General features: G+C 70.0%; 21 protein-coding genes and 3 pseudogenes. 10 read left to right on the top strand and 14 right to left on the bottom strand.

The features are described from left to right. The first annotated feature begins 361 nt into the window (after positions 1-361). Positions 362-556, top strand: a complete 195-nt coding sequence (locus IE136_RS10955) for a hypothetical protein (RefSeq protein WP_158985291.1) — start codon at positions 362-364, stop codon at positions 554-556. Between the two features lie 42 nt (positions 557-598). Continuing rightward, the gene (locus IE136_RS10950) at positions 599-2,353 is read left to right on the top strand and encodes a hypothetical protein (RefSeq protein ID WP_158985293.1); all 1,755 of its coding nucleotides are present in this window, start codon (positions 599-601) and stop codon (positions 2,351-2,353) included. A 77-nt stretch (positions 2,354-2,430) separates the two neighbouring features. Here the strand turns inward: IE136_RS10950 and IE136_RS10945 are convergent, their stop codons facing one another. Further along, entirely contained in the window at positions 2,431-3,930 is a 1,500-nt protein-coding gene (locus IE136_RS10945; RefSeq protein WP_158985295.1) for an SCO1417 family PLP biosynthesis transcription factor, read from the bottom strand. A 64-nt stretch (positions 3,931-3,994) separates the two neighbouring features. Between IE136_RS10945 and yczE the strand changes: the two genes are divergently transcribed. The 4 genes from yczE to IE136_RS10925 all read left to right on the top strand — a co-directional run bounded on the left by yczE (position 3,995) and on the right by IE136_RS10925 (position 7,487). Further along, positions 3,995-4,699, top strand: coding sequence for a membrane protein YczE (gene yczE, locus IE136_RS10940; RefSeq protein ID WP_229818751.1), 705 nt, complete (start codon positions 3,995-3,997; stop codon positions 4,697-4,699). Beyond that, positions 4,696-5,460, top strand: a complete 765-nt coding sequence (locus IE136_RS10935) for a glycerophosphodiester phosphodiesterase family protein (RefSeq protein WP_158985297.1) — start codon at positions 4,696-4,698, stop codon at positions 5,458-5,460. Before yczE ends, IE136_RS10935 begins: the two co-directional genes overlap by 4 nt. A gap of 41 nt (positions 5,461-5,501) precedes the next feature. Beyond that, positions 5,502-6,857: an MFS transporter gene (locus tag IE136_RS10930; RefSeq protein ID WP_189600214.1), complete on the top strand. Its 1,356-nt coding sequence runs from the start codon at positions 5,502-5,504 to the stop codon at positions 6,855-6,857. 255 nt (positions 6,858-7,112) lie between these two features. Further along, on the top strand, positions 7,113-7,487 hold the full coding sequence (locus IE136_RS10925; RefSeq protein ID WP_026278069.1) for an RNA polymerase-binding protein RbpA: 375 nt from the start codon (positions 7,113-7,115) through the stop codon (positions 7,485-7,487). A 117-nt stretch (positions 7,488-7,604) separates the two neighbouring features. Here IE136_RS10925 and fxsA read toward each other — a convergent pair whose 3' ends face one another. The 4 genes from fxsA to IE136_RS10905 form a co-directional block, all read right to left on the bottom strand. After that, positions 7,605-8,198, bottom strand: coding sequence for an FxsA family membrane protein (gene fxsA / locus IE136_RS10920; RefSeq protein WP_189600213.1), 594 nt, complete (start codon positions 8,196-8,198; stop codon positions 7,605-7,607). 47 nt (positions 8,199-8,245) lie between these two features. Further along, positions 8,246-9,025, bottom strand: a complete 780-nt coding sequence (locus IE136_RS10915) for a polyprenol monophosphomannose synthase (protein ID WP_189600212.1) — start codon at positions 9,023-9,025, stop codon at positions 8,246-8,248. Between the two features lie 455 nt (positions 9,026-9,480). Continuing rightward, positions 9,481-11,103: an amidohydrolase gene (locus IE136_RS10910; protein WP_189600211.1), complete on the bottom strand. Its 1,623-nt coding sequence runs from the start codon at positions 11,101-11,103 to the stop codon at positions 9,481-9,483. 10 nt (positions 11,104-11,113) lie between these two features. Next, positions 11,114-11,554, bottom strand: coding sequence for an Lrp/AsnC family transcriptional regulator (locus IE136_RS10905; RefSeq protein WP_158985307.1), 441 nt, complete (start codon positions 11,552-11,554; stop codon positions 11,114-11,116). A 227-nt stretch (positions 11,555-11,781) separates the two neighbouring features. Here IE136_RS10905 and IE136_RS10900 point away from each other — a divergent pair, with 227 nt between their 5' ends. Both IE136_RS10900 and IE136_RS10895 read left to right on the top strand, forming a co-directional pair. Beyond that, the gene (locus tag IE136_RS10900; RefSeq protein ID WP_158985309.1) at positions 11,782-12,150 is read left to right on the top strand and encodes a hypothetical protein; all 369 of its coding nucleotides are present in this window, start codon (positions 11,782-11,784) and stop codon (positions 12,148-12,150) included. A 218-nt stretch (positions 12,151-12,368) separates the two neighbouring features. Further along, the gene (locus IE136_RS10895) at positions 12,369-12,641 is read left to right on the top strand and encodes a hypothetical protein (protein WP_229818750.1); all 273 of its coding nucleotides are present in this window, start codon (positions 12,369-12,371) and stop codon (positions 12,639-12,641) included. Here the strand turns inward: IE136_RS10895 and IE136_RS10890 are convergent. From IE136_RS10890 to IE136_RS10880, 3 genes and pseudogenes are all read right to left on the bottom strand, one after another. Then, positions 12,604-13,776 (bottom strand): acyl-CoA dehydrogenase family protein, encoded by a 1,173-nt coding sequence (locus IE136_RS10890; protein ID WP_189600210.1) that lies wholly within the window; start codon positions 13,774-13,776, stop codon positions 12,604-12,606. The genes IE136_RS10895 and IE136_RS10890 overlap by 38 nt on opposite strands. A gap of 400 nt (positions 13,777-14,176) precedes the next feature. Continuing rightward, positions 14,177-14,323, bottom strand: a complete 147-nt coding sequence (locus IE136_RS10885; RefSeq protein ID WP_158985313.1) for an SCO1431 family membrane protein — start codon at positions 14,321-14,323, stop codon at positions 14,177-14,179. Between the two features lie 75 nt (positions 14,324-14,398). Beyond that, positions 14,399-14,539: pseudogene (locus tag IE136_RS10880) on the bottom strand (peptidase C39 family protein); the annotation flags it as partial. A gap of 227 nt (positions 14,540-14,766) precedes the next feature. Between IE136_RS10880 and IE136_RS35510 the strand changes: the two are divergent. Continuing rightward, positions 14,767-15,288, top strand: a pseudogene (locus IE136_RS35510) (transposase family protein); the annotation flags it as partial. A 161-nt stretch (positions 15,289-15,449) separates the two neighbouring features. Here the strand turns inward: IE136_RS35510 and IE136_RS10875 are convergent. Together IE136_RS10875 and IE136_RS10870 are read right to left on the bottom strand one after the other, a co-directional pair. Further along, positions 15,450-16,919, bottom strand: a complete 1,470-nt coding sequence (locus tag IE136_RS10875; RefSeq protein ID WP_158985315.1) for a family 43 glycosylhydrolase — start codon at positions 16,917-16,919, stop codon at positions 15,450-15,452. A gap of 51 nt (positions 16,920-16,970) precedes the next feature. Further along, on the bottom strand, positions 16,971-18,386 hold the full coding sequence (locus IE136_RS10870) for a family 43 glycosylhydrolase (RefSeq protein WP_158985317.1): 1,416 nt from the start codon (positions 18,384-18,386) through the stop codon (positions 16,971-16,973). Between the two features lie 938 nt (positions 18,387-19,324). Between IE136_RS10870 and IE136_RS10865 the strand changes: the two genes are divergently transcribed. Continuing rightward, positions 19,325-20,308 (top strand): aldo/keto reductase, encoded by a 984-nt coding sequence (locus IE136_RS10865; RefSeq protein ID WP_189600209.1) that lies wholly within the window; start codon positions 19,325-19,327, stop codon positions 20,306-20,308. A gap of 117 nt (positions 20,309-20,425) precedes the next feature. Here the strand turns inward: IE136_RS10865 and IE136_RS10860 are convergent. The 4 genes and pseudogenes from IE136_RS10860 to IE136_RS10845 form a co-directional block, all read right to left on the bottom strand. Continuing rightward, a pseudogene (locus IE136_RS10860) lies at positions 20,426-20,806 on the bottom strand (transaldolase family protein); the annotation flags it as partial. 157 nt (positions 20,807-20,963) lie between these two features. Next, positions 20,964-21,947, bottom strand: a complete 984-nt coding sequence (gene yjfF, locus IE136_RS10855; protein WP_189600208.1) for a galactofuranose ABC transporter, permease protein YjfF — start codon at positions 21,945-21,947, stop codon at positions 20,964-20,966. Then, positions 21,944-22,951, bottom strand: coding sequence for an ABC transporter permease (locus IE136_RS10850; RefSeq protein WP_189600207.1), 1,008 nt, complete (start codon positions 22,949-22,951; stop codon positions 21,944-21,946). The genes yjfF and IE136_RS10850 overlap by 4 nt, the downstream gene beginning before the upstream one ends. Further along, positions 22,948-24,495 (bottom strand): sugar ABC transporter ATP-binding protein, encoded by a 1,548-nt coding sequence (locus IE136_RS10845; protein ID WP_189600206.1) that lies wholly within the window; start codon positions 24,493-24,495, stop codon positions 22,948-22,950. The genes IE136_RS10850 and IE136_RS10845 overlap by 4 nt, the downstream gene beginning before the upstream one ends. Positions 24,496-24,516: the final 21 nt, after the last annotated feature.

Below are 24,516 nucleotides of genomic sequence, written 5' to 3'. Positions count from 1 at the left end.
TCTCTCCTGCTGCGGTTCTCCGTGGGGAACCGTGTCTCGGTGCTGATCTCGGCCCTGGACTCGGCATCGCCGGGGCCCTGACCTGCGCACGGCAAGCGCGGCCGTACGAGTGAATCGACAGGGTACTGCCCGTGCGGCGACATGACCGGGGCCGTCCGCGGCAAAGATTCACCCCAGTCGGGTCCTGGGCCGATCGGCGCTAGCGCGCCTCGCGCGTTTCGCCACCCGGGCCGATCCTCCACATCCGCCAGTCAAGTGAAATCACCCTCTTTTCACTCATATGCACCTTTAATCGCATAGATACTTCCTGTGAACCTGGAAGGACTCATGGTGACTGTCCCCTCAACCAGGAGAACTCCTCATGATCCTGTCCATCTCAGGCGTGGTCCTGCTCGGCATCATCTGCTTCCTGTTCTTCAAGAAGGACGGCCTCAAGGCATCCCACGCCCTCGTGTGCTCGCTGTTCGGCTTCTATCTCGCCGGCACCGCCATCGCCCCGAGCATCACCGCGGGCGGCCAGAGTCTCGCCAGCCTTCTGGGCGGGATCAACTTCTGACGCCCCCCATCACAGCCCCTTCCACAACTCCAGGAGTACGACGTGGCCCGGCGACCACTCCCCCGCATTCTGAGCAGCGGCAGCGACCGGATCGCTCGCAGTCGAGAGATCGCGCGCACGGCCGCCGACAGCGCCACCGATGTGCTCCATCCGCTGATCACGATCACGCGTGGTCTGCGGAGGCTCGCCGCGACCGGGCGTGCCAAGTGGGCCGCGACGCCCAAGGAACGGCGCGGTCCCACGCTGTTCCTGGTCGCGGCCTGCGTCCTTGCCGTCGCCCTCGTCCCGTACGGGCCGCTCCTCGCGCTCGTCTCGGTCATGGGCGCGGCGGCGTGGAAGGGGCGTGAGCGCCCGGTCGTGAAGGCGGGGCCCGACGATGCCGAGATCGAGCGGCTCAAGGGCCTCTACGAGGCGCTGGTGCCGTACTTCTCCGTTCCCGAGGACCCGGCCCCGCTGTTCGCCCACGGTGGCGACTGGAGCGGCGCCTTCGAGGAGTACGTCTTCGACGACGCCGGGCGCCTGACGCGGCTGCGGATCAAGTACCCCGCCTACTTCACGGACGGGGAGGCGTCCTCCCGCGCCCGGATCGAGCAGCTGCTGCACGCCAAGTCGGGGCGCGGCCGTGAGTACCTCTTCGACTGGGACGAGGAGGGCAACCAGCTCGTCATGAGCGTGCTGCCCGCCCTGCCCACCACGATCGCCGCCCAGCGTTTCGTCACCGTGCCGGGCGAGACGGTCCTCGGTTTCACCGACGCGGACGCCGTTCAGCGGACCGTTCCGGTCCTCGCCGCCGACGGGGCGAAGGACGCGCCGCCCGTGATCTGGCGCACCGGCCCCCGCTCGACCGAGCCGCATCTGCTCGCCGTCGGCCAGCCCGGCAGCGGCACCACGTCCCTGGTACGGTCCATCGCCCTGCAGGCGCTGACCCACGGCGACGTCCTCCTCATCGAGGGCAGCGGCACCGGCGAGTACGCCTGTCTGATCGGTCGTCCGGGTGTCCTGGCCGTGGAATGCGGTCTGGCGGGCGCGCTGGCCAGCCTGGAGTGGGCGGTCCACGAGACCGAGCGGCGGCTGATCGCCGCCAACCGGGCGCGGCAGGCGGGCCACCCCGCGCCCGAGGACACCAGACGCCCCCTGTGGATCCTGCTCGACCGGCCGAGCGTCCTCGGGCATCTCGCGGCGGCCGCCGGGCGCACCGACCCGCAGGACCTCCTTCAGGTGCCGCTGCGACACGGCAGGGCCGCGCACGTCACGGTCGTGGTGGCGGAGCAGTTCGACAGCGTGGACGCGCTGAACGAGACGGTACGGACGCACACCCGCGCCCGGGTGGTGCTCGGTCCCGCCTCCCCCGAGCAGATCGAGTCGGTCCTCGGGGTCGAGCCGCACACCACGCCGACCCCGGTCGTCCCTCCGGGCCGCGGCTACGCCCGCCTCGGTACGGGCCCGGTCCTGCGGCTGCAGGTTCCGGCGACACCCGACCCGTACGACGACGCGACGAGCGAGGCGCACCGCAGCGCGGTCCTGGAGCTCCTGCCTGAGCGCCAGACCGCCACGGCGGCGGTCGAGGCGGCCCCCGGCTCGGCCCCGGACCCGGGACTAATCCCGGAGTCCACCTCGGGCACGAGCCCCGTCCCGGACGCAGGGCACATCCCCAGCGCCGCCCCGGCCGTGGAGCCCGACGCCGCCCCGCCGGCCACCGCTCCCCTGCCCGTGAACGCATCCTCGCCAGCCGTCTCCGCGTCAGCCCCGGACCCGGGCCCGGTCCCGCGCCACGCCCCGGTTCCCGCGGAGGGCTGAGCACAGGACGCCACCGGGGCGGGTACGGCCAGCGGGCCCGTACCCGCCCCGGTGGCGGGCCGTACCGCGAACCCCCGCTACGCCACGAACGTCCGGTGCCCCTCGACGCCCGCCCCCGCACCGGACTCCACCAGCCGGGCCGCGGCCGCCAGCCGGGCAGCCGCCTCCTCGGCGACGGGGCCGCCGACGGTGAAGGGCAGCCGGACGTACCCCTCGAAGGCTCCGTCCACGCCGAAGCGCGGTCCTGAGGGCACCCGGACGCCGACCCGTTCGCCGACCTCCGCGATCCGCGAGCCCGACAGGCCGCCCGTGCGGACCCAGAGCGTCAGACCACCCCGGGGCACGTCGAACTCCCACTCGGGAAGCTCGGCGCGCACCGCCGCGACCAGCGCGTCGCGGTTCTCCCGGGCCTGGGCGCGGCGGATGGACACGGCCTGCTCCCAGCCGCCGGTCCCCATCAGCCAGTTCACGGCGAGCTGCTCCAGGACCGGGGTGCCGAGGTCCGCGTAGGCCCGCGCCGCCACCAGCGAGCGGATCACGTCCGGCGCGGCCCGGACCCAGCCGATGCGCATGCCCGCCCAGAACGCCTTGCTCGCCGAGCCGACCGTGAGCACCGTGGAGCCCGCCGGGTCGAAGGCGCAGACCGGCTTGGGCATCCGCAGGTCGTCCTCCAGATAGAGCTCCGACATGGTCTCGTCGACGACCAGGACGGTGCCTGCCGAGCGGGCCGCGTCCACCATCTGGCGCCGCTGGTCCTCGTCGGCCAGGGCGCCGGTCGGGTTGTGGAAGTCGGCGACGACGTACGCCAGGCGCGGCGCGGCGTCCCGCAGCACCTGCCGCCAGAGGTTCAGGTCCCATCCGGTCAGGCCCTCGGCCATCGCGATCGGCACGAGACGCGCGCCCGCCGCCCGCATGAGCTGGAGGATGTTGGCGTACGAGGGCGATTCGACGGCGATCCGCTCGCCGCGCCCGGCGAAGAGGTGACAGATCGCGTCGATGGCGCCCATCGCGCCGGTCGTGACCATGATCTGTTCGGGCATGGTGGGGATGCCGCGCCGGGTGTACCGGTCGGCGAGCATCTGCCGCAGCGCGGGCAGGCCGGCCGGGTAGTCCCCGTGCGTGTGGGCGTAGGGAGGGAGTTCCTCCAGGGCACCCTGGACGCTGCGGGTCAGCCACGGCTCAGGGGCCGGCAGGGCGGCGCAGCCGAGGTCGATCATGGAGCCGAGCGATTCGGGCGGCAGCGGTTCCAGTCCGCGCGAGGGCAGCGGGTTCCCTGCCGGTACGGCCGTCCAGCTACCGGCCCCACGCCGCGACTCCAGAAAGCCCTCGGCGCGCAGCGCCTCGTAGGCGGCGGCCACCGTCGTACGGCTGACGGTCAGCGCCACGGCGAGTTCGCGCTCGGCGGGCAGCCGGGCGGCGACCGGAACCCGGCCCTCCAGGACGAGGAGGCGGATGCCGTCGGCCAGCGCGCGGTAGGCGGGCGGCTTGCGCGCGCCCGGCCCCGCGGGGCGGGCCTGCTGCGCCTGGAGCTGGCGGGCGAGCTGCGCCGGCCCGACGGCTGAAGTCCACTGAGCCATGGAATTCAGTCCACCTTCCTCGAATTGGCCATGGTTGGCATCCAATCCCCCGCCACAGAGTGACATGAGTCAGTCCACTATCACCACAGGGGGCAGTCCTTTGTCCATCGCCTCCGGCCTTCGCGGCCGGCATCTGACCCGTCGGCTCACTCAGCTCTACGCCGGTCTCGCGCTGTACGGGATCAGTTCGGCGCTGCTGGTGCGCGGCGGACTCGGTCTGGAGCCCTGGGGCGTTCTCCACCAGGGTCTCGCCGAGAAGACCGGATTGACCATCGGGGTCGTCTCGATCGTCGTCGGCGCGATCGTGCTGCTGCTGTGGATCCCGATCCGGCAGCGGCCGGGCCTGGGCACGGTCTCGAACGTCTTCGTCATCGGCGTCGCCATGGACGGGACGCTGGCGGTGGTCCCGGACGCCCACGGGCTGCTCGCGCGGAGCGCCCTGCTCGTCGTCGGCATCGTCCTCAACGGTGTGGCGACCGGTCTGTACATCGCCGCCCGGTTCGGCCCCGGCCCGCGCGACGGCCTGATGACGGGCCTGCACCGGCTCACCGGCCGCTCGATCCGCCTGGTCCGTACGGGGATCGAGGTCGCCGTGGTCGCCGCCGGCTTCCTGCTCGGGGGCACGGTCGGCCTGGGCACAGTCCTTTACGCGCTGGCCATCGGGCCGCTCGCGCAGTTCTTCCTGCGCCGGTTCGCCGTCCCGGAGCGGGCCGGAAGCAGCACCGTGGTCGCCTCGGCGACACCGAAGCAGGCCATACTGCGGCGGTGACTCGCGTACGCCACCCCTATCTGGACCACCCGTCCCCCATCCCGTTCGCCCACCGCGGCGGCGCGGCGGACGGCCTGGAGAACACCGCGGCCGCCTTCCGGGGCGCCGCCGCGGCCGGGTACCGCTACTTCGAGACCGATGTGCACACCACCGCGGACGGTGCGCTGGTCGCCTTCCACGACTCCACCCTCGACCGGGTCACGGACGCCACCGGGCGGATCCGTGACCTGCCGTGGGACGCCGTCCGGGAGGCACGGGTGGCCGGCAAGGAGCCACTGCCGCTCTTCGAGGAACTTCTGGAGGAGTTCCCACAGGCCCGCTGGAACGTGGATCTCAAGGCGGAGTCGTCGCTCGTGCCGCTCGTCGACCTGATCCGCAGGACCGGCGCCTGGGACCGGATCTGCGTCGGATCCTTCACCGAGGGCCGGGTGGCCCGGGCGCAGCGCCTGGCGGGGGCGCGGCTGGCCACCTCGTACGGCGTGAAGGGCGTCCTCGGGCTGCGGCTGCGCTCGCTCGGCATCCCCGCCGCGCTGCGCGCGGGAGCGGTCGCCGCCCAGGTCCCGGAGAGCCAGGGCGGGATCCCGGTGGTCGACCGGCGCTTCGTGCGGGAGGCCCACTCCCGCGGTCTGCAGGTCCATGTGTGGACCGTGAACGACCCGGACCGGATGAACTCTCTCCTCGACCTGGGGGTCGATGGCATCATGACCGATCATCTGGAGACGCTGCGTACGGTGCTGACCGACCGGGGAGTGTGGGTCTGAGCGCGCGTCCCGCCACGGGGACCAACGAGGGGGCCGCGGCCTTGACCGCCAACACTGCCGAGCCGGAGGCGCACACCGCCGATCCCGCCGACCGCCGTCGCGAACAGCGCGGGTGGTACTTCTACGACTTCGCCTGCTCGGTGTACTCGACGAGCGTACTGACGGTGTTCCTCGGGCCCTATCTGACGTCGGTCGCCAAGGCGGCGGCGGACGCGGAGGGGTTCGTCCACCCGCTGGGGATCCCGGTGCGGGCGGGTTCCCTCTTCGCCTACTCGGTCTCGGTCTCGATCGTGGTGGCGGTGCTCGTGATGCCGCTGGTGGGCGCGGCGGCGGACCGTACGGGCCGCAAGAAGCCGCTGCTCGCCGTCTCCGCGTACACCGGCGCCGCCGCGACGGCGGGCATGTTCTTCCTCAGCGGTGACCGGTATCTGCTCGGGGCGTTCCTGCTCATCGTGGCGAACGCCTCGCTGGCGGTCTCGATGGTGCTCTACAACGCCTACCTGCCGCAGATCGCCGAGCCCGACGAGCGGGACGCGGTCTCCTCGCGTGGCTGGGCCTTCGGTTACACCTCCGGCGCCCTCGTCCTGGTCATGAACCTGGTCCTGTACTCGGGGCACGAGTCCTTCGGGCTCTCGGAGGGCGCGGCGGTGCGGATCTGCCTGGCCTCGGCGGGGCTGTGGTGGGGTGCCTTCACGCTCGTACCGCTGCGGCGGCTGCGCGACCGCCGGGTGCGGCCGCACGGCGAGGGCGCGGTCGGCAGCGGCTGGCGGCAGCTGCGGGAGACGCTGCGGGACATGCGCCGTCATCCGCTGACGCTCTCCTTCCTGCTGGCCTACCTCGTCTACAACGACGGGGTGCAGACGGTGATCTCGCAGGCGTCGATCTACGGCTCGGAGGAGCTGGGTCTGGAGCAGACGACGCTGATCACGGCGGTGCTGCTGGTCCAGGTCCTCGCGGTCGTCGGGGCGCTCGGCATGGGCCGGATGGCGCGTACGTACGGCGCCAAGCGGACGATCCTGGCGTCCTTGGCCGTCTGGACGCTGATCCTGGCCGCCGGCTACTTCCTGCCGTCCGGCGCGCCGGTGGCGTTCTTCTGTCTGGCGGCGGCGATCGGTCTCGTCCTGGGCGGAAGCCAGGCGCTGTCGCGCTCGCTGTTCTCACACCTGGTGCCACGCGGCAAGGAGGCCGAGTACTTCTCGGCCTACGAGATGAGCGACCGGGGCCTGAGCTGGCTGGGGCCACTGGTGTTCGGTCTCGCGTATCAGCTGACCGGCAGCTATCGGGATGCCATCATCTCTCTGGTGATCTTCTTCGCCGCCGGTTTCGTCCTCCTTGCGCGGGTTCCGGTCCGGGCCGCCGTGGCCGCCGCGGGCAACCCGGTTCCGGAACGGATTTAGACGCGGAAGTGAAAGGCCGGTAGTATACGCCTTTGGCCTGCCAGGCGGACCGTTACTGCGCGCTGCTTTAGTTCAAGCGGTGGGTGACATCTGCTGCCAGATGTGACAAACCGGGCACTGGTGGGTAGAACAAGGGGCGGCACGACGGGCGACGCATGACCCGGAACGGGAATCTTTACCGCCGACCGGACGTTGACCGGATGACGACGACAGCGACACCTGTCCTGTGGGCGACAAGCCCGGGAGGCACGATTCATGAGTGAGCGAGCTCTTCGCGGCACGCGCCTCGTGGTGACCAGCTACGAGACCGACCGCGGCATCGATCTGGCCCCGCGCCAGGCCGTGGAGTACGCATGCGAGAAGGGCCATCGTTTTGAGATGCCCTTCTCTGTGGAAGCGGAAATTCCGCCGGAGTGGGAGTGCAAGGTCTGCGGAAGCCAGGCTCTACTGGTGGACGGGGACGGCCCCGAGGAGAAGAAGGGCAAGCCGGCGCGTACGCACTGGGACATGCTGATGGAACGGCGTACGCGTGAGGAGCTGGAGGAGGTGCTGGCCGAGAGGCTGGCAGTCCTGCGGTCCGGCGCCATGAACATCGCCGTACACCCGCGAGACAGCCGCAAGTCCGCCTAGCGGACGGCGCGGCCGAAGCAACGCCGCGGGGCCCGGTACACCTTGTGTGTACCGGGCCCCGCGGCGTTCTCACGCGTCGGTTCGTCCACGGCTGGGTTCGTCCACCGCTGGCTTCGGCTACGGCGTCAGCGGCGGGCGCGGGTCCTGGGGGTCGCGCCGCCCCTGAGGAGCGTCGTCCCGCACCACCTCGCCCTGCACGACCTTGCCGTCCGGGCGGCGCATACGAGCCTGCTGGAAGGCGTCCTGCAGGCTGCTCTGCGGAGCGGCGCTCATCCGGCGCTCCACGGCCTTGTCCGCGGAGCGTCCGAGCATCGAGCGGACGGGCGGGACGAGCAGCAGCAGACCCAGCACGTCGGAGACGAGGCCGGGGACCATCAGCAACAGACCGCCGAGCATCAGGAAGCCGTTGCGGTCCTCCGCCCCGACCCGGTCGGCGGGGGTGGGCGCCACCCCGGACTGCGCCGCCGTCTGCGCCTTCTGGAAGGTCTCCGTGAGGTTTCTGAAGGCCCGTCGGCCCGCCCGCTTGATCACCACGGCACCGAGGACGGCGCCGCCGGCCAGCAGGCCGAAGACGATCAGCCCGCCGACCCCGCCCGCCACCACCGTCAGCAGCCAGATCTCGAGGACCAGCCAGGCGGCGAGGGCGAGCGGGAGGAACGTACGCGCGCTGGAGCGCTTGGGGGCGAGAGGGGGCGGTGCGCCTGTCGTCATGGTCCCCAGTGTGCCTGGAGCCCCGCAGGAACGCCGTAAAGGAGGGATCAGCGCGCGTGCCCGCGGCCGAGCAGCTTGCCGACCTTCCGCGCACGGTCCGTCAGACCCCAGCCGGTGACCCGCCACAACGCCTCGACCAGGATGTCCTTGCTCATCTTGGAGTCGCCGACCTCACGCTCCACGAAGGTGATGGGGACCTCCACGACGTGGAAACCGGCCGCGACCGCGCGGCGGGCCAGGTCGACCTGGAAGCAGTAGCCGGCCGAGGCCACGTCGTCCAGGCCGAGGCCCTCCAGGGTCTCCTTGCGGAAGGCCCGGAAGCCGCCGGTGACGTCACGGATCGGCACGTCGAGCATGAGGCGCGAGTAGAGGCTGCCGCCGCGGGAGATGAGTTCGCGGGACCTGGGCCAGTTCACGATCCGGCCGCCGGGCACCCAGCGGGAGCCGAGCACCAGGTCGGCGCCCTTGAGGGCGGTCAGCAGCCGGGGCAGTTCCTCGGGCTGGTGGGAGCCGTCGGCGTCCATCTCGACGAGGACGCCGTAGCCGTGCTCCACGCCCCAGCGGAAGCCGGCGAGGTAGGCGGCACCGAGCCCTTCCTTGCCGGCACGGTGCAGGACGTGGACGTGGTCGTCCTCGGCGGAGAGCTCGTCGGCGAACTTTCCCGTGCCGTCGGGGCTGTTGTCGTCGGCGACGAGGACGTGCGCCTCGGGTACGGCCGTCCGCACACGCGAGACGATGGGCCTGATGTTCTCCGCCTCGTTGTAGGTCGGGATGATCACCAAGGCACTGCCGAGCGGGCCGTACCGCCTCTGGCCACCGTCGTTCACTACTGCCCCTTCGGACGCCTACGCGAGCCCCCACCATAGCGAGCCGGCGGTGCGGATCGGGGCCCGGCGCCCTTCGGGCCGACCTGGGACCCGCTGGCTGCGGGTCGACCGAGAGCCGTTGTCTACTGAACGTCCGGGCCCCACCCGGGTCGCACCCTCCGCCGGACAAAACCTTCCCTCGCCCCCGAGGCGCGGGCGCTGAACCTGGTTCCCGGGGATGGCGCGCCGGTGCGGCACACCATTCCTTGACCCAGCGGCGTTCGACGACTGCGTGGAGGTTTGAATCCGGTCGGACGTCCTGTGGTGGACGCGCCGAACCTACCGGCCGGTGACGGCTAGCTGTCAACACCCGTTTGACCTGCGAAGATGATCGATACTGCCAGGTCAGTGGGGAAGATCCGCAGGTGATGAACGAGCCGGTTGATCATCGATCGGCGGTACGAAATGTCCCTACGTCACTCGTTCGGCCGTACGAACACCGTTTGTCCGAAGACCACCGTCCGAAGACAGACGGGGAGTTCGCGCCCGGGGGTCAGATCGGGCAGACCGGGCGTTCCGGAGCGCGGGTCGGTCGACCAGCGGGCCACGCGGTCGTCGGGCGCCTGCACCACGAGCTCGTCGGTGCGCCAGATCGCGAAGTCGGCGGGGGCGCCGGGGACGAGTGTCCCCGCGTCGTCGCGTCCGGCGGCCCGCCAACCGCCTCGGGTGTGCGCGGTGAAGGCGGCGCGGACGGAGATCCGGTGATCGGGGGTGCGGTGGAAGGCGGCGGCGCGGATCGTGCCCCAGGGGTCCAGCGGGGTGACCGGGCTGTCCGAGCCGAAGGCCAGCGGCACTCCGGCGCGGAGCAGGGCGGCGTACGGGTTGAGGGTGCGGGCCCGCTCGGCGCCGAGGCGTTCGGCGTACATGCCCTCCTCACCGCCCCAGGCCGCGTCGAAGGCGGGCTGGACGGAGGCGGTGAGGCCGAGTTCGGCGAAAGCCGCGATCGTCTCGGGGGTCAGCATCTCGGCGTGCTCGACGCGGTGCCGCGCGGCCCTGATGCGGGCGAGGCCGAGCTTCTCGGCGGCGGCGCGGACGCCCTCGACGACGGCGGTGACGGCCGCGTCGCCGATGGCGTGGAACCCGGCCTGGAGGCCGGCCTCGGTACAGGCCACGACATGGCTCGCGACAGTCGTGGCGTCGAGGTGGGCGACCCCGGTGTGGGCGGTGTCGGCGTGGTCGGCGTAGGCCTCGTGCAGACAGGCGGTGTGCGAGCCGAGCGAGCCGTCGGCGAAGAGGTCGCCGGCGGCGCCCACCGCGCCGAGGTCGCGGGCCCGGGCGACGTCGAGGTCGGCCCAGTAACCGACGACGCGGGGGCCCGGCTCGTCACGGGCGAGGTCGAGCAGGCCGGTGAAGTCGTCCTCCGAGGAGATCTCGGGTCCGCCGCACTCGTGGAGCGTGCCGATGCCGAGCGAGGCGGCGTGGGCGCGGGCCGCGCGCTGGGCCTCGGTGCGCTGCGCGGGCGAGATCGCCGCGTAGGCGGCGGCGCGGACGGCGTGGTGCGCGTCGCCGGTCAGCGGTTCGCCGTCGCGGAAGCCGGTGAGGTCGCGGACGCCCGGCACGAGGTCGAGCAGCGCGGTGGTGACGACGGCCGAGTGGACGTCGATCCGGGTGAGGTAGAGGGGACGGCCGCCGGTGAGGGTGTCCAGTTCCTCGCGGCGCGGCGCCCGGCGCTCGGGCCAGCGGGAGGCGTCCCAGCCGTGTCCGATCAGGATCCGGTCGTCGGGGCGGGCGGCGGAGTGGGCGCGGATCCGCTCCGCGGCCTCGGCGAGCGAGGCGGCGGAGGAGAGGTCGAGGCCGGTCAGGGCGAGACCGGTGGCGGTGGTGTGCACGTGCGCGTCGACGAACGCGGGGGTGACCAGGGCGCCTTGGAGGTCGATCACCTCGTCCACTCCGGCGGCGAAGGCGTCGGCCGCCCCCTCCGACCCGACCCAGGCGACGTGTCCGCGCTCCACCACCATGGCGGTGGCGAAGGGGTCGGCGGGGCTGTGGACTTCTCCACCGCGCAGCAGCACGGTGCGGTGTTCGTACTCGGTGGTCATGGTGACCAGCCTAGATACGCGGCGGCCGGGCTTCGTACGGGGTCGACAGGACGACCGTGGTCCGGCTGGAGACGCCGGCCTGCGAGCGGATGCGGCTGAGCAGGTGTTCCAGCTCCAGCGGGGTGGCGACGCGCACCTTGAGGATGTAGTTCTCCTCGCCCGCGACGCTGTGGCAGGCCTCGATCTCCGGGATGTCCGCGAGCCGGTCCGGAGTGTCGTCCGGGGCGCTGGGGTCGAAGGGTTTGACCGAGATGAAGGCGGTCAGCGGCAACCCGACGGCCTCCGGGTCGACGACGGCGGCATAGCCGCGGATGACCCCGCGCTGCTCCAGACGGCGGACGCGCTGATGCACGGCCGACGTGGACAGGCCGGTGGCCTTGCCCAGGTCGGTGTAGCTCATGCGCCCGTCTCTGACGAGCAACTCGACGATCTGACGATCCAGCTCCTCCATGCGGTCAACCTATTGCCCAGGGGTCGCATCGGCACAGCCGGGAGGCCGCCTCCTTTGGCCGTCTATGGGCATCCGCGGGGCACCTGCGAACGGCATGTGACGAACGCCACAGGTTTGCGGCCAGGGTCGGACGGGACCTCACGGTTATACGACGGTCCGCATGGGAATTGCTTGTTCTGGTCGAGGCCATACGTACTTGGTCGACCCACCCGAGGGGGAGATTGTCCATGCAGGAGCCTGTTGATTCGGTCGAGGCGGCCGACGAGCTCGACGCGTACGACACCTTTGAGATGTACCGGGTCATCTGCCCGGACTGCGTGCAGCCGATCGCGCTGCTCGCCGACGAGGACGTACTGCCCGAGCACGCGCTGTGCCCGACCCCGTGGAACCCGTTCGTCCTGACGGTCTGCTCGGGCACCGGCCGGGCGGCCTCCGACGCGAGCCCGGCGGACGAGACCCTGGAGGTGCAGGAGCAGGACACGGCGCTCCTGCTGACCCTTCCTCAGGGTCTCGACTGGCGGACGCAGCCCTTCTCGCACGTGGGCGGTCCGGGCTCCCGTCCGATCAAGGTGTCGCAGATGCGGCGCGCGGCCTGAGCCTGTCCCGCGAGGACCGGTCCGCCCCCGCCGTCCTCACCAGTGACGGTCCTGCTCGGCGAGCGGGAGTTGACGGCAGGACAGAACCGGCGCGGGAGGCCGGAGCCGTGCGCGAACCGGGCCCCGGCGGGCGGGCGGCCACCTCCGGGTAGCTACCGAATTCTCGCTCGAATGCGTCCGGCGGTGACCCCGGCCCGGCGGATCGCGTTGGAGCGGGCATGACCTCGCTGTACACCACCCCTGTCGGCAGCGGACGGCGGCGACTCGCCGAGCCGCGGCTTGAAGAATCGGTTCCGCACCCGGCGCCGCACCTGGCCGACCCGCCCATCTACAAGGCGCTGCTCACCCAGTGGGCGAGCCACGGCCGCTTCCTGCCGGGCCGCAGCGACCACGAGTGGAACCGGCTGACCGCGGCCCCCGTCTGGGCGGACCGTACCGTCCGCGTGAGCGGGGTCAGCGGGACTCTGGTCCGACAAGGTGACGCGCGATGACCATCCGCTGGATCTGATTGGTGCCCTCGACGATCTGCAGCATCTTCGCCTCGCGCATGTAGCGCTCCACGGGGAAGTCCGCGGTGTACCCGTATCCGCCGAGCACCTGGACCGCGTCCGTGGTGACCTGCATGGCCGCGTCCGTGCAGAAGAGCTTCGCCATCGCCGCCTGCCGGCCGAACGGCCTGCCCTCGTCACGCAGCCGCGCCGCCTCCAGGTACAGCGCCCGGCCCGCCTCGATCCGGGTCGCCATGTCCGCCAGCAGGAAGCGCAGGCCCTGGAAGTCGGCGATCGGCCGGCCGAACTGCCGGCGCTCGCGGGCGTACTCGACGGCCTGGTCCAGGGCCGCCTGCGCGAGCCCCACCGCACAGGCCGCGATCCCGAGCCGCCCGGAGTCCAGGGCGGAGAGCGCGACGGCGAAGCCCTGGCCCTCCTCGCCGATGCGGCGCGCGTCCGGGATCCGTACCCCGTCGAAGTGGAGCTGCGCGGTGGGCGAGCCCTTCATGCCCATCTTCCGCTCGGGCGCGGCCGCGCTCAGCCCCTCGGCGTCGCCCGGGACGAGGAACGCGGTGATCCCCTTGGGCCCTTCGCCGCCGGTCCGGGCCATCACCGTGCAGAAGTCGGCGATCCCACCGTGCGTGATCCACGCCTTGGTACCGGTCAGCATCCATTCGTCGCCCTCCCTGACCGCCTTGGTGCGCAGGGAGGCCGCGTCGGAACCGGAGGTCGGTTCGGAGAGGCAGTACGCGCCGAGGAGGCCGCCGCCGAGCATCGCCGGCAGATGGGCGGCCCGCTGTTCCTCGGTTCCGAAGCCGGCCAGCGCGTGGCAGGAGAGAGTGTGGACGCTGACGCCGAGGCCGACGGTGAGACGGGCGGCGGCGAGTTCCTCGAGCACCTGGAGGTAGACGGCGTAGGGCTGGTCGCCGCCGCCGTACTCGGAGGCGTACGGGAGGCCGAGCAGCCCCGAGGAGGAGAGCAGCGAGAAGAGCTCCCGGGGGAAGCGGCCCGCGTCCTCCTCCTCGGCGGCACGCGGTGCGATCTCGCGCTCGGCGATGTCACGGACCAGGGCGAGCAGTTCCCGGGCCTCCTCGGTGGGCAGCCGGCGTTCCACGGTCTGCGGGGCGCGGTCGGGCATGGCGGCGCACTCCTTCCCTGTCGGGCGCTGCGGCGACGCGCGCGAGGGGTCGGGCGGCTCCGCCGGTACGCACACGCTGAGCCGATGCTCCCCCGGCGGATCGCGCGAGGGGGCGCCCGCCACCCGTGGCGCAAGGAGTATGCCCGTTCGGCGGGCGCCGGTCACACGTCCGCCGCGCGTGCGGACGGCGGTCACGCGGGTTCCGGTCACGGGGGGCGCCGGTCACGTCCGCGGCCGGCCGGGCCCGCCGTCCGCTCAGGCGTCGTCGGCGTGCGGGGCCGGGTACCGCGGGGAGCCGTGGCCCTGACGATGCGCCCGGCCGTGCTCTGCGACTTCCTGACACGGACCCGTGACGACGGCGAGGAGCTCCTCTACGTGCCGGTCGCGTCGGACGCTCCGGTCACATCAGGCCGATCTGGGTGACGAACATGGCGAGGACGACGACCAGGGTCCAGCCGAGGACGTGTTCGAGAACCTTCGGGCCGTTGTCCTCGGGGCCGCCGGTACGGGCACGGGAACGGGCGATGGAGTGGGAGGTGGCGGTCATGGCCACCACAGTGCCAGCGAGGGGCGGCCCCGGGGTAGAGACGTTCGTCACGGCGCCCGGGGCCGGGGCGGCTCGTCAGCGGATGCCGACGGCCGCCAAGGCCTTGCGCTGGGCGGGTGTGGGGCGGTCGGGGAAGTAGAGGTAGCAGACGCCCCCTGTGCCGGAGGCCACTTTCCCGCTCGCGTTGTAGCGCTTGGTCCGCAGCCAGATGTTCTCCAAATGGGAGGGCGCCATATGCCACGCGGCACCCCCTCGCGCAAACATGCTGGTCAGAGGCGCGGGCCGCGCGAGACACATCGAGCGCAGATGCGCTGGTGCTGACCTGGTGTTGACTTCCGCCGGCGTCCGTTCCGGTCCGTTCGGGTGCGTCGTGCTGGATCCGTGCCGACCCCTCCCCCCACCCGGGGGCGTCCGCCCACTTGATACGGCCGCATTTCCCTGGGGTCCTGGTCGCGCTGGCTCCCAGCCTGGCCGACGCGATGCGGATCGTGAGCCGCCCGACCTTCGTGATCCTCGACGGGACGCTGCTGCCGATCGACCGGATCGCCGCCGACACCCCGTACCACTCGGGCAAACACGAATGTCACGGCATGAACGTCCAGGTCCTCACTGATCCCTTCGGACCTGCTGTGGGTCTGACCCGCGATACCCGGCTCCACCCACGACCTGACCGCAGCCCGCACCCACAGCCGTCGTCGACGCGCTCACCGAGATCGGACTCGAGTGCTGGGCCGACAAGGCGTATCAGGGCGCCGGCGACTCCATCCGGGTTGCCCTTCGGCGGCCGTCGCCTCAAGCGGTGGCAGCGTCGGCACAACAGCACGCACGCCAGGATTCGGAGCCTTGGCGAGCAGGCCATGGCCACGCTGAAGGGCAGGCGCCTCCTGCGGAAGCTCCGCTGCAGCACCGACCGCATCACCGCGATTGTCCAGGCCGTTCTCGTCCTTCACCGCGCGTCAGCGTGAGGTCGGAGAAGGCTCACTGTTCCGATCCCCTCTCGCGAACGAGGGGGGATCGGAACGATACGAACGCGTAGCACGCCTTCAGCGCAAGCGGTCACCTGTACCTGTGTGCACCGCTTACACGAGAAGCGCCAAGGCCCCGTGCGCGCTGAGCGCGTCGAGGGTCAGACGATGTTCCACTGCTGGGCGTTGTTGCTGTTACAGGTCCACTGGCGGACTTCGGAGCCTGGCGCTGTGCCCCAGTTGTAGTTGTCGAGGCACAGACCGCTGTGCCGGTTGACGAGGGTGGAGTAGCCGCCTGCGGTCGGCACCACTCTCCACTGCTGCACGGTTGCGCCGTTGCACGTCCACTGCTGGACGGGGGATCCGGCTGTGGTCGCGAAATCCTTGTTGTCCAGGCACAAGCCGCTGTGCCCGTTGCGGATTTGGTAGTAGCCGTCGGCCGTGGGTGTCAGGGTCCAGTTCTGGACCGCGGCGCCACTGCACGTCCACTGCCGTACCTCTGCCCCCGGCGCGGTCGCCCAGTTGTAGTCGTCCAGGCACAGCCCGCTGTGCCGGTTGCGCAGGGCGACCGGCGCCGCCGGCACAGGGGACTCTCCCGACGGGCCCTGGAGCACGGTCGACGTCGAGACCGGGGTTCCGAGGTTCGGGGTGCCGTCGGCGTTCCAGGAGATCTTCTGCACCCGCGTCGTGCGCGTGGTCCCGCATCCCTGCGACGCTGAGGAGTTCGCGTGGTAGGCGATCCAGGTCTCGGTGCCGTCGGGCGAGGTGAAGAAGGAGTGGTGTCCGGGGCCGAACACCCCGGCGGCGTCATTGCGTTGGAAGATCGGTTGGGGAGCCTTTGTCCACGACGCGGCGGCGAGCGGATCGCCTCCTGTGTACTCCAGCATCCCCAGCTTGTAGTTGGGTCCGTTGCAGTGGCTGGCCGAGTACGTGAGGAAGGTGCGGCCGTTGCGCTGCAGCGCGAAGGATCCTTCGTTGACCGCGCCGTCCTGCCGCTCCCAGGCCAGCGTCGGCGCCGAGATCCGCGTCCCGTGTGCGCTGGCGGTCCAGGGGTTCGACATGGGGGCGATGTACAGCGACTGCAGGTTGTCCGCCGGGGAGAAGGCGGAGAACGTCATGTAGAGAGAACCGTTGAGCCTCAGCAGGCTCGCATCGATGGCCCACCCGTTGTTCGGCATGAGGTTGACGATGCCGCGATATACGTACGGCCCGAGCGGATCGCTGCCGGAGCTCTCCAGGGCATGCGTTCGTCGAGGCCCGCCAGACTGCTCAACCGAGTAGTACAGGTACCAGCGGTCACCGACCTTCTCCAGATGCGGCGCCCACATTCCTGTCCCGGCCGTGCGGAAGACCAGCCGCTCCGGTGCGTTACGCAGACCGGCGATCGTGGGTGAGCGGCGCATCACGATGTCGGAGGACCAGGTCGTCGCGACGTAGTAGTAGAAGCCGCCGTGCTGGACCAGCGTCGGGTCGGCACTGTTGGGCACGTCGACGACAGGGTTGGTGAAGCTTGGGCCGGGCGCGGCCTCAGCGCGTTCCGCTCCGGTCAGGCTGATGCCGATCGCGGTGATGAACGCGATGACGAGAAGGGCCCCTCGTCCTACCGTTCCTCTGCCTTGGATGAAGTGCACGTCTACTCCTTGGGGGACGTCAACCACTTCGAGCTGACGGAGATCCGGAGATCACTGCTGGTAGAAGGTGGCGTCCTGACTGGCGAGCGTGCCGGCGACGGGCTGCACATGGAGCAGGAAGCCGTAGTGCCGGAGATACTGTCCCGGGAAGCGGTAGGCCTCGAACGAAACGCCTGCCGCATCGGCAAGCCCGGGGCGCCGGTAGAAGCTCGCGCTGTCCGCAAAGGCTGTGCTGCCGTCGTTCCTGTCCACCCACACCTCACCGTTCCTGGCACGCAGGTAATGGCCGGGGAAGTTGGCGGATTCCAGGGAGACCGTGCCGCTGCCGGCGAGCCCGCTCACCGTGCGGAACTGCGAGTCGGCAAGGTTGGTGACGTTCGCCTCCAGCTTGGCCCTGTAGTCCCAGTGCCGGAGGTAGTGGCCGGGGTAGTTGTAGGACGACAGCCGCTGGGGGGTGGCGCCGTCGGCGACGGGGATGCCGAAGTTCGGAGTGCCGTCGGCGTTCCAGTAGACCTTCTGGACGCGTGTCCTGCGGTTGGGGTCGTTCAGCGGATCGCCGCTGATGTCCTTGTAGTTGCGATCGTGGTAGACGAGTACGTCGCTCTTCCCGTCTTCGGACGTGGTGAAGGAGTTGTGCCCCGGCCCGTACTGCCCCGTCGCCGCATTGCTGGCGAAGACGGGCATCGGGCTCTTCGACCAGGCCGCGGGGTCGAGCAGATTCGCTGAGGCGGAGGCGGTGAGCATGCCGAGGCAGTAGTTGCTGTCCGTCGCGGACGCGGAGTACGTCATGAACACCTTGCCGCCACGCTGGATGACGGCCGGCCCCTCATTCACCTTGTAGCCGACGGTTTCCCAGCCATACGTGGGCATGCTCAGCCGCACGGGCGTGCCGGTGATGGTCCACGGGTTGGCCAGCCTGGAGATGTAGATGTTGGAGTTGTTGCTGATTTTCGGGTCCTGCTGAGCCCAGCTGAGGTAGCGGGTGCCGTTCACCACGAACGTGGTCGCGTCCAGCGAGAAGCTGTCCATCGGCGTGGCGATACGGCCCTTCTCGGTCCAGCCACCCGTGAGCGGGTTCGCGGCGGAGCTCTCCAGGACGTACATCCGGATTTTCCACACGTCGTCGGCGCGGCCGGCGGCGAAGTAGACGTACCACTTGCCGTCGATGAAGTGGATTTCAGGCGCCCAGATGTGGGCGCCCATCTCCCCGGTCGCGTGCTTCGTCCAGATCACCGTCTCCGGGGCGGCGGAGAGCCCCTGGATGGTGGTGGCTCTGCGCAGGATGATGCGGTCGTACTCCGGGACGGTCGCCGTGTAGTAGTAGAAGCCGTCCGTGTGCTTGAAAATGTGCGGATCGGCTCGCTGGTTCACAAGAGGGTTGGAGTACGAGACTGCCGGTGATTCGGGCGCGGCAGCATGGGCGGGAGACGGCAGCAGCAGAGCTGCCACCAGAGCCGCCCAGGCCATGAGAGCACTGCAGATTCTTCGCGGTCTCACTTCGTTCTCCTCGTGTGGTGGTAGTGAGGCCACTCGGGCACGATGCGCCGCCGACTGACGGACGTTTCGGCTTGCGCGACCTTGGTGCAGCGGATCGGCTGCCGGACCATCGGGCCCTTGCGACCGGCAGGATTCCCTCTCGTGTGGCGGCGAGCGGGTCGGGGTGGGCCGCCGGACACGGTGCCGTGACGAGGAGGACGGGTCTCGTCGCTTCGTACGGCCATGGGCGCTGACGCCCGGGGCGGCCGTGCGATATGGAGCCGACGGCACGCGTCCATACGGTCGCGCCAACTCCGGGTGTACACCGCACGACGAGATTGTTAGCGCTCACACCTGAGGGGTCAAGAACCTTGTCAAAATTGACTTTCACTACGAGCCGTCGGCCTGCGGCGCCGCCAGCGCGGAATCGGGTCGCCCACCCTCTTGAAGTGAGCGCGCACACCTCTCATACTTGCGGGGCCCGAGTCCCCGGCGGCATGCCTACGCTGACGGTAGCGGGCAGGACACCGATCCGGAATCTCCCCGAGCCGCACGGTCGAGGGGCCCCTGAAGCACAGCCGACCCCAAGACCTTTCCCGTCTCGCCGATGTGATCGATAACAACTTTTACCAGCCAACCTTGAGCAGGTCTCCGTCCACCGATGCACCGTCGGCGCACCGGTCAGTCACCATGAGAACCAGGGCGGCGGAGAAGCAGAACTGATGAGACGGCTTCTCGCCCGCACGGTGACGACAGTCCTTGGCCGCTGCGCCACTGCGACAGTGCGCTTGCGGTGGAGACCGTCGGCACCCCGACCGGCCGGCTGGAACGCAACCCACTTCGTAGAAGGTCCCCGAGACGGGTGACGGCCCGACGGGCCGTCACCCCTCCAGACCTGGAGCGAGCAGAGAACAGGAGAGTCGGAGCGCATGGAGCAACGCACCTTCGGCAGGAGCGGCCAGAGAGTCTCCGTAATCGGAACCGGCACCTGGCAGCTCGGAGCCGACTGGGGCCAGGTGAAGGAGGAAGATGCCCTTGCCGTGCTGGAAGCCGCCGTGGAATCCGGGGTTTCGTTCTTCGACACCGCGGACGTGTACGGGGACGGGCGCAGCGAGCGGTTGATCGGCCGGTTCCTGCGCGAGCGTCCGGACGCCGACGTGTTGGTGGCGACGAAGATGGGTCGCCGGGTGCCGCTGGAACCGGCTCTCTACACCCTGGACAACTTCCGCTCCTGGGTGGATCGTTCGCGCCGGAACCTCGGAGTGGACCGGCTGGACCTGGTCCAGCTGCACTGCCCGCCCACGCCCGTGTACTCCTCCCACGCTGTCTTCGACGCCCTCGACACACTTGTCGAGGAGGACCGCGTCGCGGCCTATGGTGTGAGCGTCGAGACCTGCGCGGAGGCGCTGACCGCCATCGCCCGGCCGGGTACGGCAAGCGTGCAGATCATCCTCAACCCGTTCCGGATCAAGCCGTTGGAGACGGTACTGCCCGCCGCCAGTGATGCGGGGGTGGGCATCATCGCCCGCGTTCCGCTGGCAAGTGGTCTGCTGTCCGGGAAGTACACCGAGACGACGGAGTTCCCGAAGGACGACCATCGCTCCTACAACCGCCACGGTGAGGCCTTCGACCAGGGTGAGACTTTCTCCGGGGTCGAGTACGCGACGGGGGTCGAGGCTGCCGTGGAGTTGGCGGCCCTGGTGCCGGAAGGGGCGACTCTGGCGCAGACCGCGCTGCGCTGGATCATTCAGCAGCACGGGGTGTCCACGGTCATTCCCGGAGCGCGCAGCCCTGAGCAGGTCCGTGCCAACGCGCGGGCGGCCGGCCTCGCTCCCCTGCCGGAGAAAACGCTCAACGGCGTGCGGGATCTGTACGACCGCAGGATCCGGGCCCAGATCCACCACCGTTGGTGAACACGTCGGCCCTCGTCAGTTGCTGAAAAGCACAGCCCGACGGCCCCGCGATGCGCGGGAGCCGTCGGTCTGCGGCGTCACGGAGCGGGTTGGCTCCGTGGACTGCGCTCAAGGTGCTTACGCCTCCGAAGGTGCGAGGCGCTCAAGCTCCGCCTCGGTCGACTTGAGCAGGTCGTTCCAGGACGCCTCGAACTTCTCGACGCCCTCGTCCTCGAGCAGCTGCACCACGTCGTCGTACGAGATGCCGAGCTTCTCGACGGCGTCCAGTTCGGCGCGGGACTGCTCGTAGGCGCCGCGCACGGTGTCACCGGTGACCTCGCCGTGGTCGGCGGTGGCCTCCAGGGTGGCCTCCGGCATGGTGTTGACCGTGCCGGGCGCGACCAGGTCCTCCACGTACAGGGTGTCCTTGTACGCCGGGTCCTTCACGCCGGTCGAGGCCCACAGCGGGCGCTGCCAGTTCGCCTGCGCCTTGTCGAGCGCGGCCCAGCGCTCGCCCAGGACCGGTTCTGCGCATGCGCATCCCGAGTCCCGTGCTTGCGGGCCGAGGGCGGGGTTCTCGCAGTTGTGCGGCAGTATCGGGCTGTACGTGGAACGCGCCCGGGGCGCGGGCGGTCCCGTGTTTGAGCACTGGGCCTCAGGCACGGCCCCTTGTTCCTCACTGCCGCTGCCGCACGATGAGACGCTGCAGGACGATGAAGGCCAGCAGGAGGACGCCGATGACGATCTTCGTCCACCAGGAACTGAGCGTGCCCTCGAAGGAGATCAGGGCCTGGACGGTGCCGAGAACCAGGACGCCGGCCATCGAGCCCGCCACGTAGCCGACGCCACCAGCGAGCAGGGTCCCGCCGATCACGACCGCGGCGATGACGTCCAGTTCCATGCCGACGGCGTGCAGTCCGTATCCGGAGAGCATGTAGAGGGCGAAAAGCAGGCCACCCAGAGCCGAACAGAATCCGCTCACCGCGTAGACACCCACCTTCGCCCTTGCGGTGGCCAGTCCCATCAGTCGCGCCGAGGACTCGCTGCCGCCCACCGCGTAGACGGTCCGGCCGAAGCGGGTGAGGTGAAGCACGTAAAGGGCGGCGGCGACGACAGCCAGGGCGACGAGCACGCTGTAGGTCAGTGTGACGCCGCCGGGCAGCGCGAGGGTGCCCGTGGCGAAGGTACGGAAGGATGTGTCGGTGATGGACACCGATTCCACGCTGATGAGGAAGCACAGGCCCCGGGCCAGGAACATCCCGGCCAGTGTGACGATGAACGGCTGCACGTCGAAGTGATGGATGACCAGGCCCATCAGCAAGCCGAGGCCGGTACCGACCACAAGGACGGCAAGGATGGACAGCAGCGGTGGCCAGCCTGCTTTGAGCGTGGCCGCGGCGATCATGGTCGACAGTGCCGCGACAGCACCTACGGACAGGTCGATACCTCCGGTGAGGATGACGAAGGTCATTCCCACGGCAAGCACGATGAGGAAGGCGTTGTCGATGAAGAGGTTGGCCACGACCTGGCCGGAGGCGAAGTCCTGGTAGCGGACGGAACCGATGCCGAAGGTCGCGACGAAGACCACGAGGGTCGCCACGACGGGCAGGAAGCGCTGGGGAAGACGCAGGCGTGTGGAGGCCAGGGTCGACGTACTCATCCGGCGGCCACCTTCTGGGATCGAGGGGCGAGGGTGGGGGACTTGCGCCGACCGCTGACGGCCCGCGCCACGCGCGGCGACTGCAGCAGGCATACGGTGATCACCACCACCGCCTTGAACAGCAGGGTGATGTTGGTCGGCACGCCGATGGTGTAAACGGTGGTGGTCAGGGTCTGGATCACGAGCGCGCCGACGAGCGTGCCGGTGAGGGAGTAGCGGCCGCCGGCGAGCGAGGTACCGCCGATCACCACCGCCAGGATGGCGTCCATCTCGATCCACAGACCCGCGTTGTTCGCATCGGCAGCGCTGACGTTGGAGCTGATCATCAGTCCGGCCACGCCCGCGCAGAGCGCGGCGAAGACGTAGACGGTCCAGGTGATCGTGCGTGAGCGGACCCCTGCGAGTCTGCTGGCCTCGGGGTTGACGCCCACTGCCTCGATCAGCATGCCGAGGGCGGTACGGCGGGTCAGCAGGGCGACCGCGAGGAGGACCGCGAGGCTGATCAGGATGGCGATCGGCAGGATGACGAATCCGGCGCCGATCTGCCGGTAGGTCGGGTTGCTGATGGTGACGATCTGCCCTTCGGTGAGCAGCATCGCGCCGCCGCGTCCGGCCGTCATCAGTACGAGGGTCGCGATGATCGGCTGGATGCCCAACACGGAGACAAGGAAGCCGTTCCACAGTCCGAGCAGGATGCACACGCTGAGGGCCAGCAGGACTGCTGTCGGGGCGTCCCCGCCGTCGGCGATCCACGTACAGCCGATCGCGCCTGCGATCGCGGCGACCGCGCCTACGGACAGGTCGATGCCCCGGGTGGCGATCACCAGGGTCATGCCCACCGCGATGAGCAGCGTCGGTGCGCCGTTGCGGAGGATGTCGACGAGGCTGCCGTACAGGTGTCCGTCCTGGATGCGCAGTTCCAGGAACGACGGGGTGAAGACGACGTTGAGCACGATGAGGCCGGCCAGCGCGATCAGGGGCCAGAGCAGACGTCCGCGTATCACGAGGCCACCGCCACGCCGTTGTGGGCGTTCTCGGCGATGGCCGACATCACGGAGTTCACGGAGATACCGGCACCGGACAGTTCGGCCACCTTGTGCCGGTCACGCAGAACGACGACCCGGTCGGACACGCGTACCACCTCCTCCAGTTCGGCGGAGATGAACAGCACCGCCATGCCCTCGGCCGCCAGTTCGGCGACCACCTTCTGGATCTGCGCCTTGGCGCCGACGTCGATGCCGCGCGTGGGCTCGTCGAGGATGAGGAGCCTGGGCCGGGTCACGAGCCAACGGGCCAGCAGGACCTTCTGCTGGTTACCGCCCGACAGGTTGCCCATGAGGGCGTCAGGATCGGCTGGACGGATGTCCAGTCTTTCGATGTACTCGGCCACCATCGCCTCGGCGGTGCGGCGGGCCACCGGTCGTGCCCAGCCCCGTGCCGCCTGGGTGGCGAGGATCAGGTTGGCGCGGACGCTCAGGTCCTCGACGACGCCCTCGGCCTTGCGGTCCTCCGAGCAGAAGGCAACGCCCTTGGCAATGAGTGAACGCGGTCCGCGGGACCGGATCGTTTCGCCGTCGACCATGAGGGTGCCCGTATCTGCGCGGTCGGCGCCGGACAGCAGCCTCGCGAGTTCCGTGCGCCCGGAGCCCAACAAACCGGCGAGGCCGACGACTTCTCCCTCGTGTATCTCAAGGTCGAAAGGTTCGATCGCACCAGTCCGTCCGAGTCCCTGGGCGACCAGGACGGGGGCGCTTCCGGGGGCCCGTTCCTCGGAGCGGCGCTCGACCTCGTCGAGGATGCCGGCCTCGCGGCCCAGCATGGCTGACACCAGAGCCATGCGGTCGAGGTTCTCGGGGAGGTACTCCCCCACGAGGGTGCCGTTGCGCAGCACCGTCATCCGGTCGGCTATCTCGTAGACCTGGTCGAGGAAGTGGGAGACGAACAGGATCGCCACGCCTTCGTCCCGTAGCACTCGTACGATGCGGAACAGTTCCTCGACCTCGTCACTGTCAAGGCTGGAGGTCGGCTCGTCCAGTACCAGCACACACGCGTCCACCACCAGTGCCCGGGTGATCGCCACCAACTGCTGTACGGCGATGGAGTGGCTGCTCAGCACGGAGGCCGGGTCGATGGAAAGGCCGATGCGAGCCATGAGTTCCGTGGCGCGGGCCCGCATGGCCCTTCCGTCGATGGCGCCCAGTCTGCGTGGCTCATGCCCGAGCAGGATGTTCTCGGCCACCGACAGGTTGGGGCAGAGGTTGACCTCCTGGTAGACGGTGCTGATCCCGGCGTTCCGTGCCTGGCCGGGGGCCGTGAACTCGACCGGCTCGTCCTTCAGGAGGATGGTCCCAGCCGTAGGCCGGTGAACCCCTGTGAGGGCCTTGATCAGGGTGGACTTGCCGGCTCCGTTCTCGCCCATGAGCGCGTGCACTTCGCCGGGAAACAGGCGGAAGTCGACGTCCGCGAGCGCCTTGACGCCGGAGAACTCTACGGTGATACCGCGCATGTCGACGACCGGGTTGTCGCCGGTCGCTGAGGAATCGGTCATGACCAGTGCTTTCGTCAAGAG

The organism is Streptomyces lateritius (genome assembly GCF_014649715.1).
Lineage (GTDB): Bacteria > Actinomycetota > Actinomycetes > Streptomycetales > Streptomycetaceae > Streptomyces > Streptomyces lateritius.
The sequence above is the reverse complement of the archived record's forward strand: the minus strand, read 5'-3'. Positions and strand labels throughout refer to the sequence as shown.

What these genes read in the sequence shown, in the direction of transcription:
- IE136_RS10955 (WP_158985291.1), top strand. Translation starts at nt 362, where the DNA reads ATGATCCTGTCCATCTCAGGCGTGGTCCTGCTCGGCATCATCTGCTTC.
- IE136_RS10945 (WP_158985295.1), bottom strand. Translation starts at nt 3,930, where the DNA reads ATGGCTCAGTGGACTTCAGCCGTCGGGCCGGCGCAGCTCGCCCGCCAG.
- yczE (WP_229818751.1), top strand. Translation starts at nt 3,995, where the DNA reads ATGAGTCAGTCCACTATCACCACAGGGGGCAGTCCTTTGTCCATCGCC.
- IE136_RS10925 (WP_026278069.1), top strand. Translation starts at nt 7,113, where the DNA reads ATGAGTGAGCGAGCTCTTCGCGGCACGCGCCTCGTGGTGACCAGCTAC.
- fxsA (WP_189600213.1), bottom strand. Translation starts at nt 8,198, where the DNA reads ATGACGACAGGCGCACCGCCCCCTCTCGCCCCCAAGCGCTCCAGCGCG.
- IE136_RS10910 (WP_189600211.1), bottom strand. Translation starts at nt 11,103, where the DNA reads ATGACCACCGAGTACGAACACCGCACCGTGCTGCTGCGCGGTGGAGAA.
- IE136_RS10905 (WP_158985307.1), bottom strand. Translation starts at nt 11,554, where the DNA reads ATGGAGGAGCTGGATCGTCAGATCGTCGAGTTGCTCGTCAGAGACGGG.
- IE136_RS10900 (WP_158985309.1), top strand. Translation starts at nt 11,782, where the DNA reads ATGCAGGAGCCTGTTGATTCGGTCGAGGCGGCCGACGAGCTCGACGCG.
- IE136_RS10895 (WP_229818750.1), top strand. Translation starts at nt 12,369, where the DNA reads ATGACCTCGCTGTACACCACCCCTGTCGGCAGCGGACGGCGGCGACTC.
- IE136_RS10890 (WP_189600210.1), bottom strand. Translation starts at nt 13,776, where the DNA reads ATGCCCGACCGCGCCCCGCAGACCGTGGAACGCCGGCTGCCCACCGAG.
- IE136_RS10885 (WP_158985313.1), bottom strand. Translation starts at nt 14,323, where the DNA reads ATGACCGCCACCTCCCACTCCATCGCCCGTTCCCGTGCCCGTACCGGC.
- IE136_RS10870 (WP_158985317.1), bottom strand. Translation starts at nt 18,386, where the DNA reads ATGGCCTGGGCGGCTCTGGTGGCAGCTCTGCTGCTGCCGTCTCCCGCC.
- IE136_RS10865 (WP_189600209.1), top strand. Translation starts at nt 19,325, where the DNA reads ATGGAGCAACGCACCTTCGGCAGGAGCGGCCAGAGAGTCTCCGTAATC.
- yjfF (WP_189600208.1), bottom strand. Translation starts at nt 21,947, where the DNA reads ATGAGTACGTCGACCCTGGCCTCCACACGCCTGCGTCTTCCCCAGCGC.
- IE136_RS10845 (WP_189600206.1), bottom strand. Translation starts at nt 24,495, where the DNA reads ATGACCGATTCCTCAGCGACCGGCGACAACCCGGTCGTCGACATGCGC.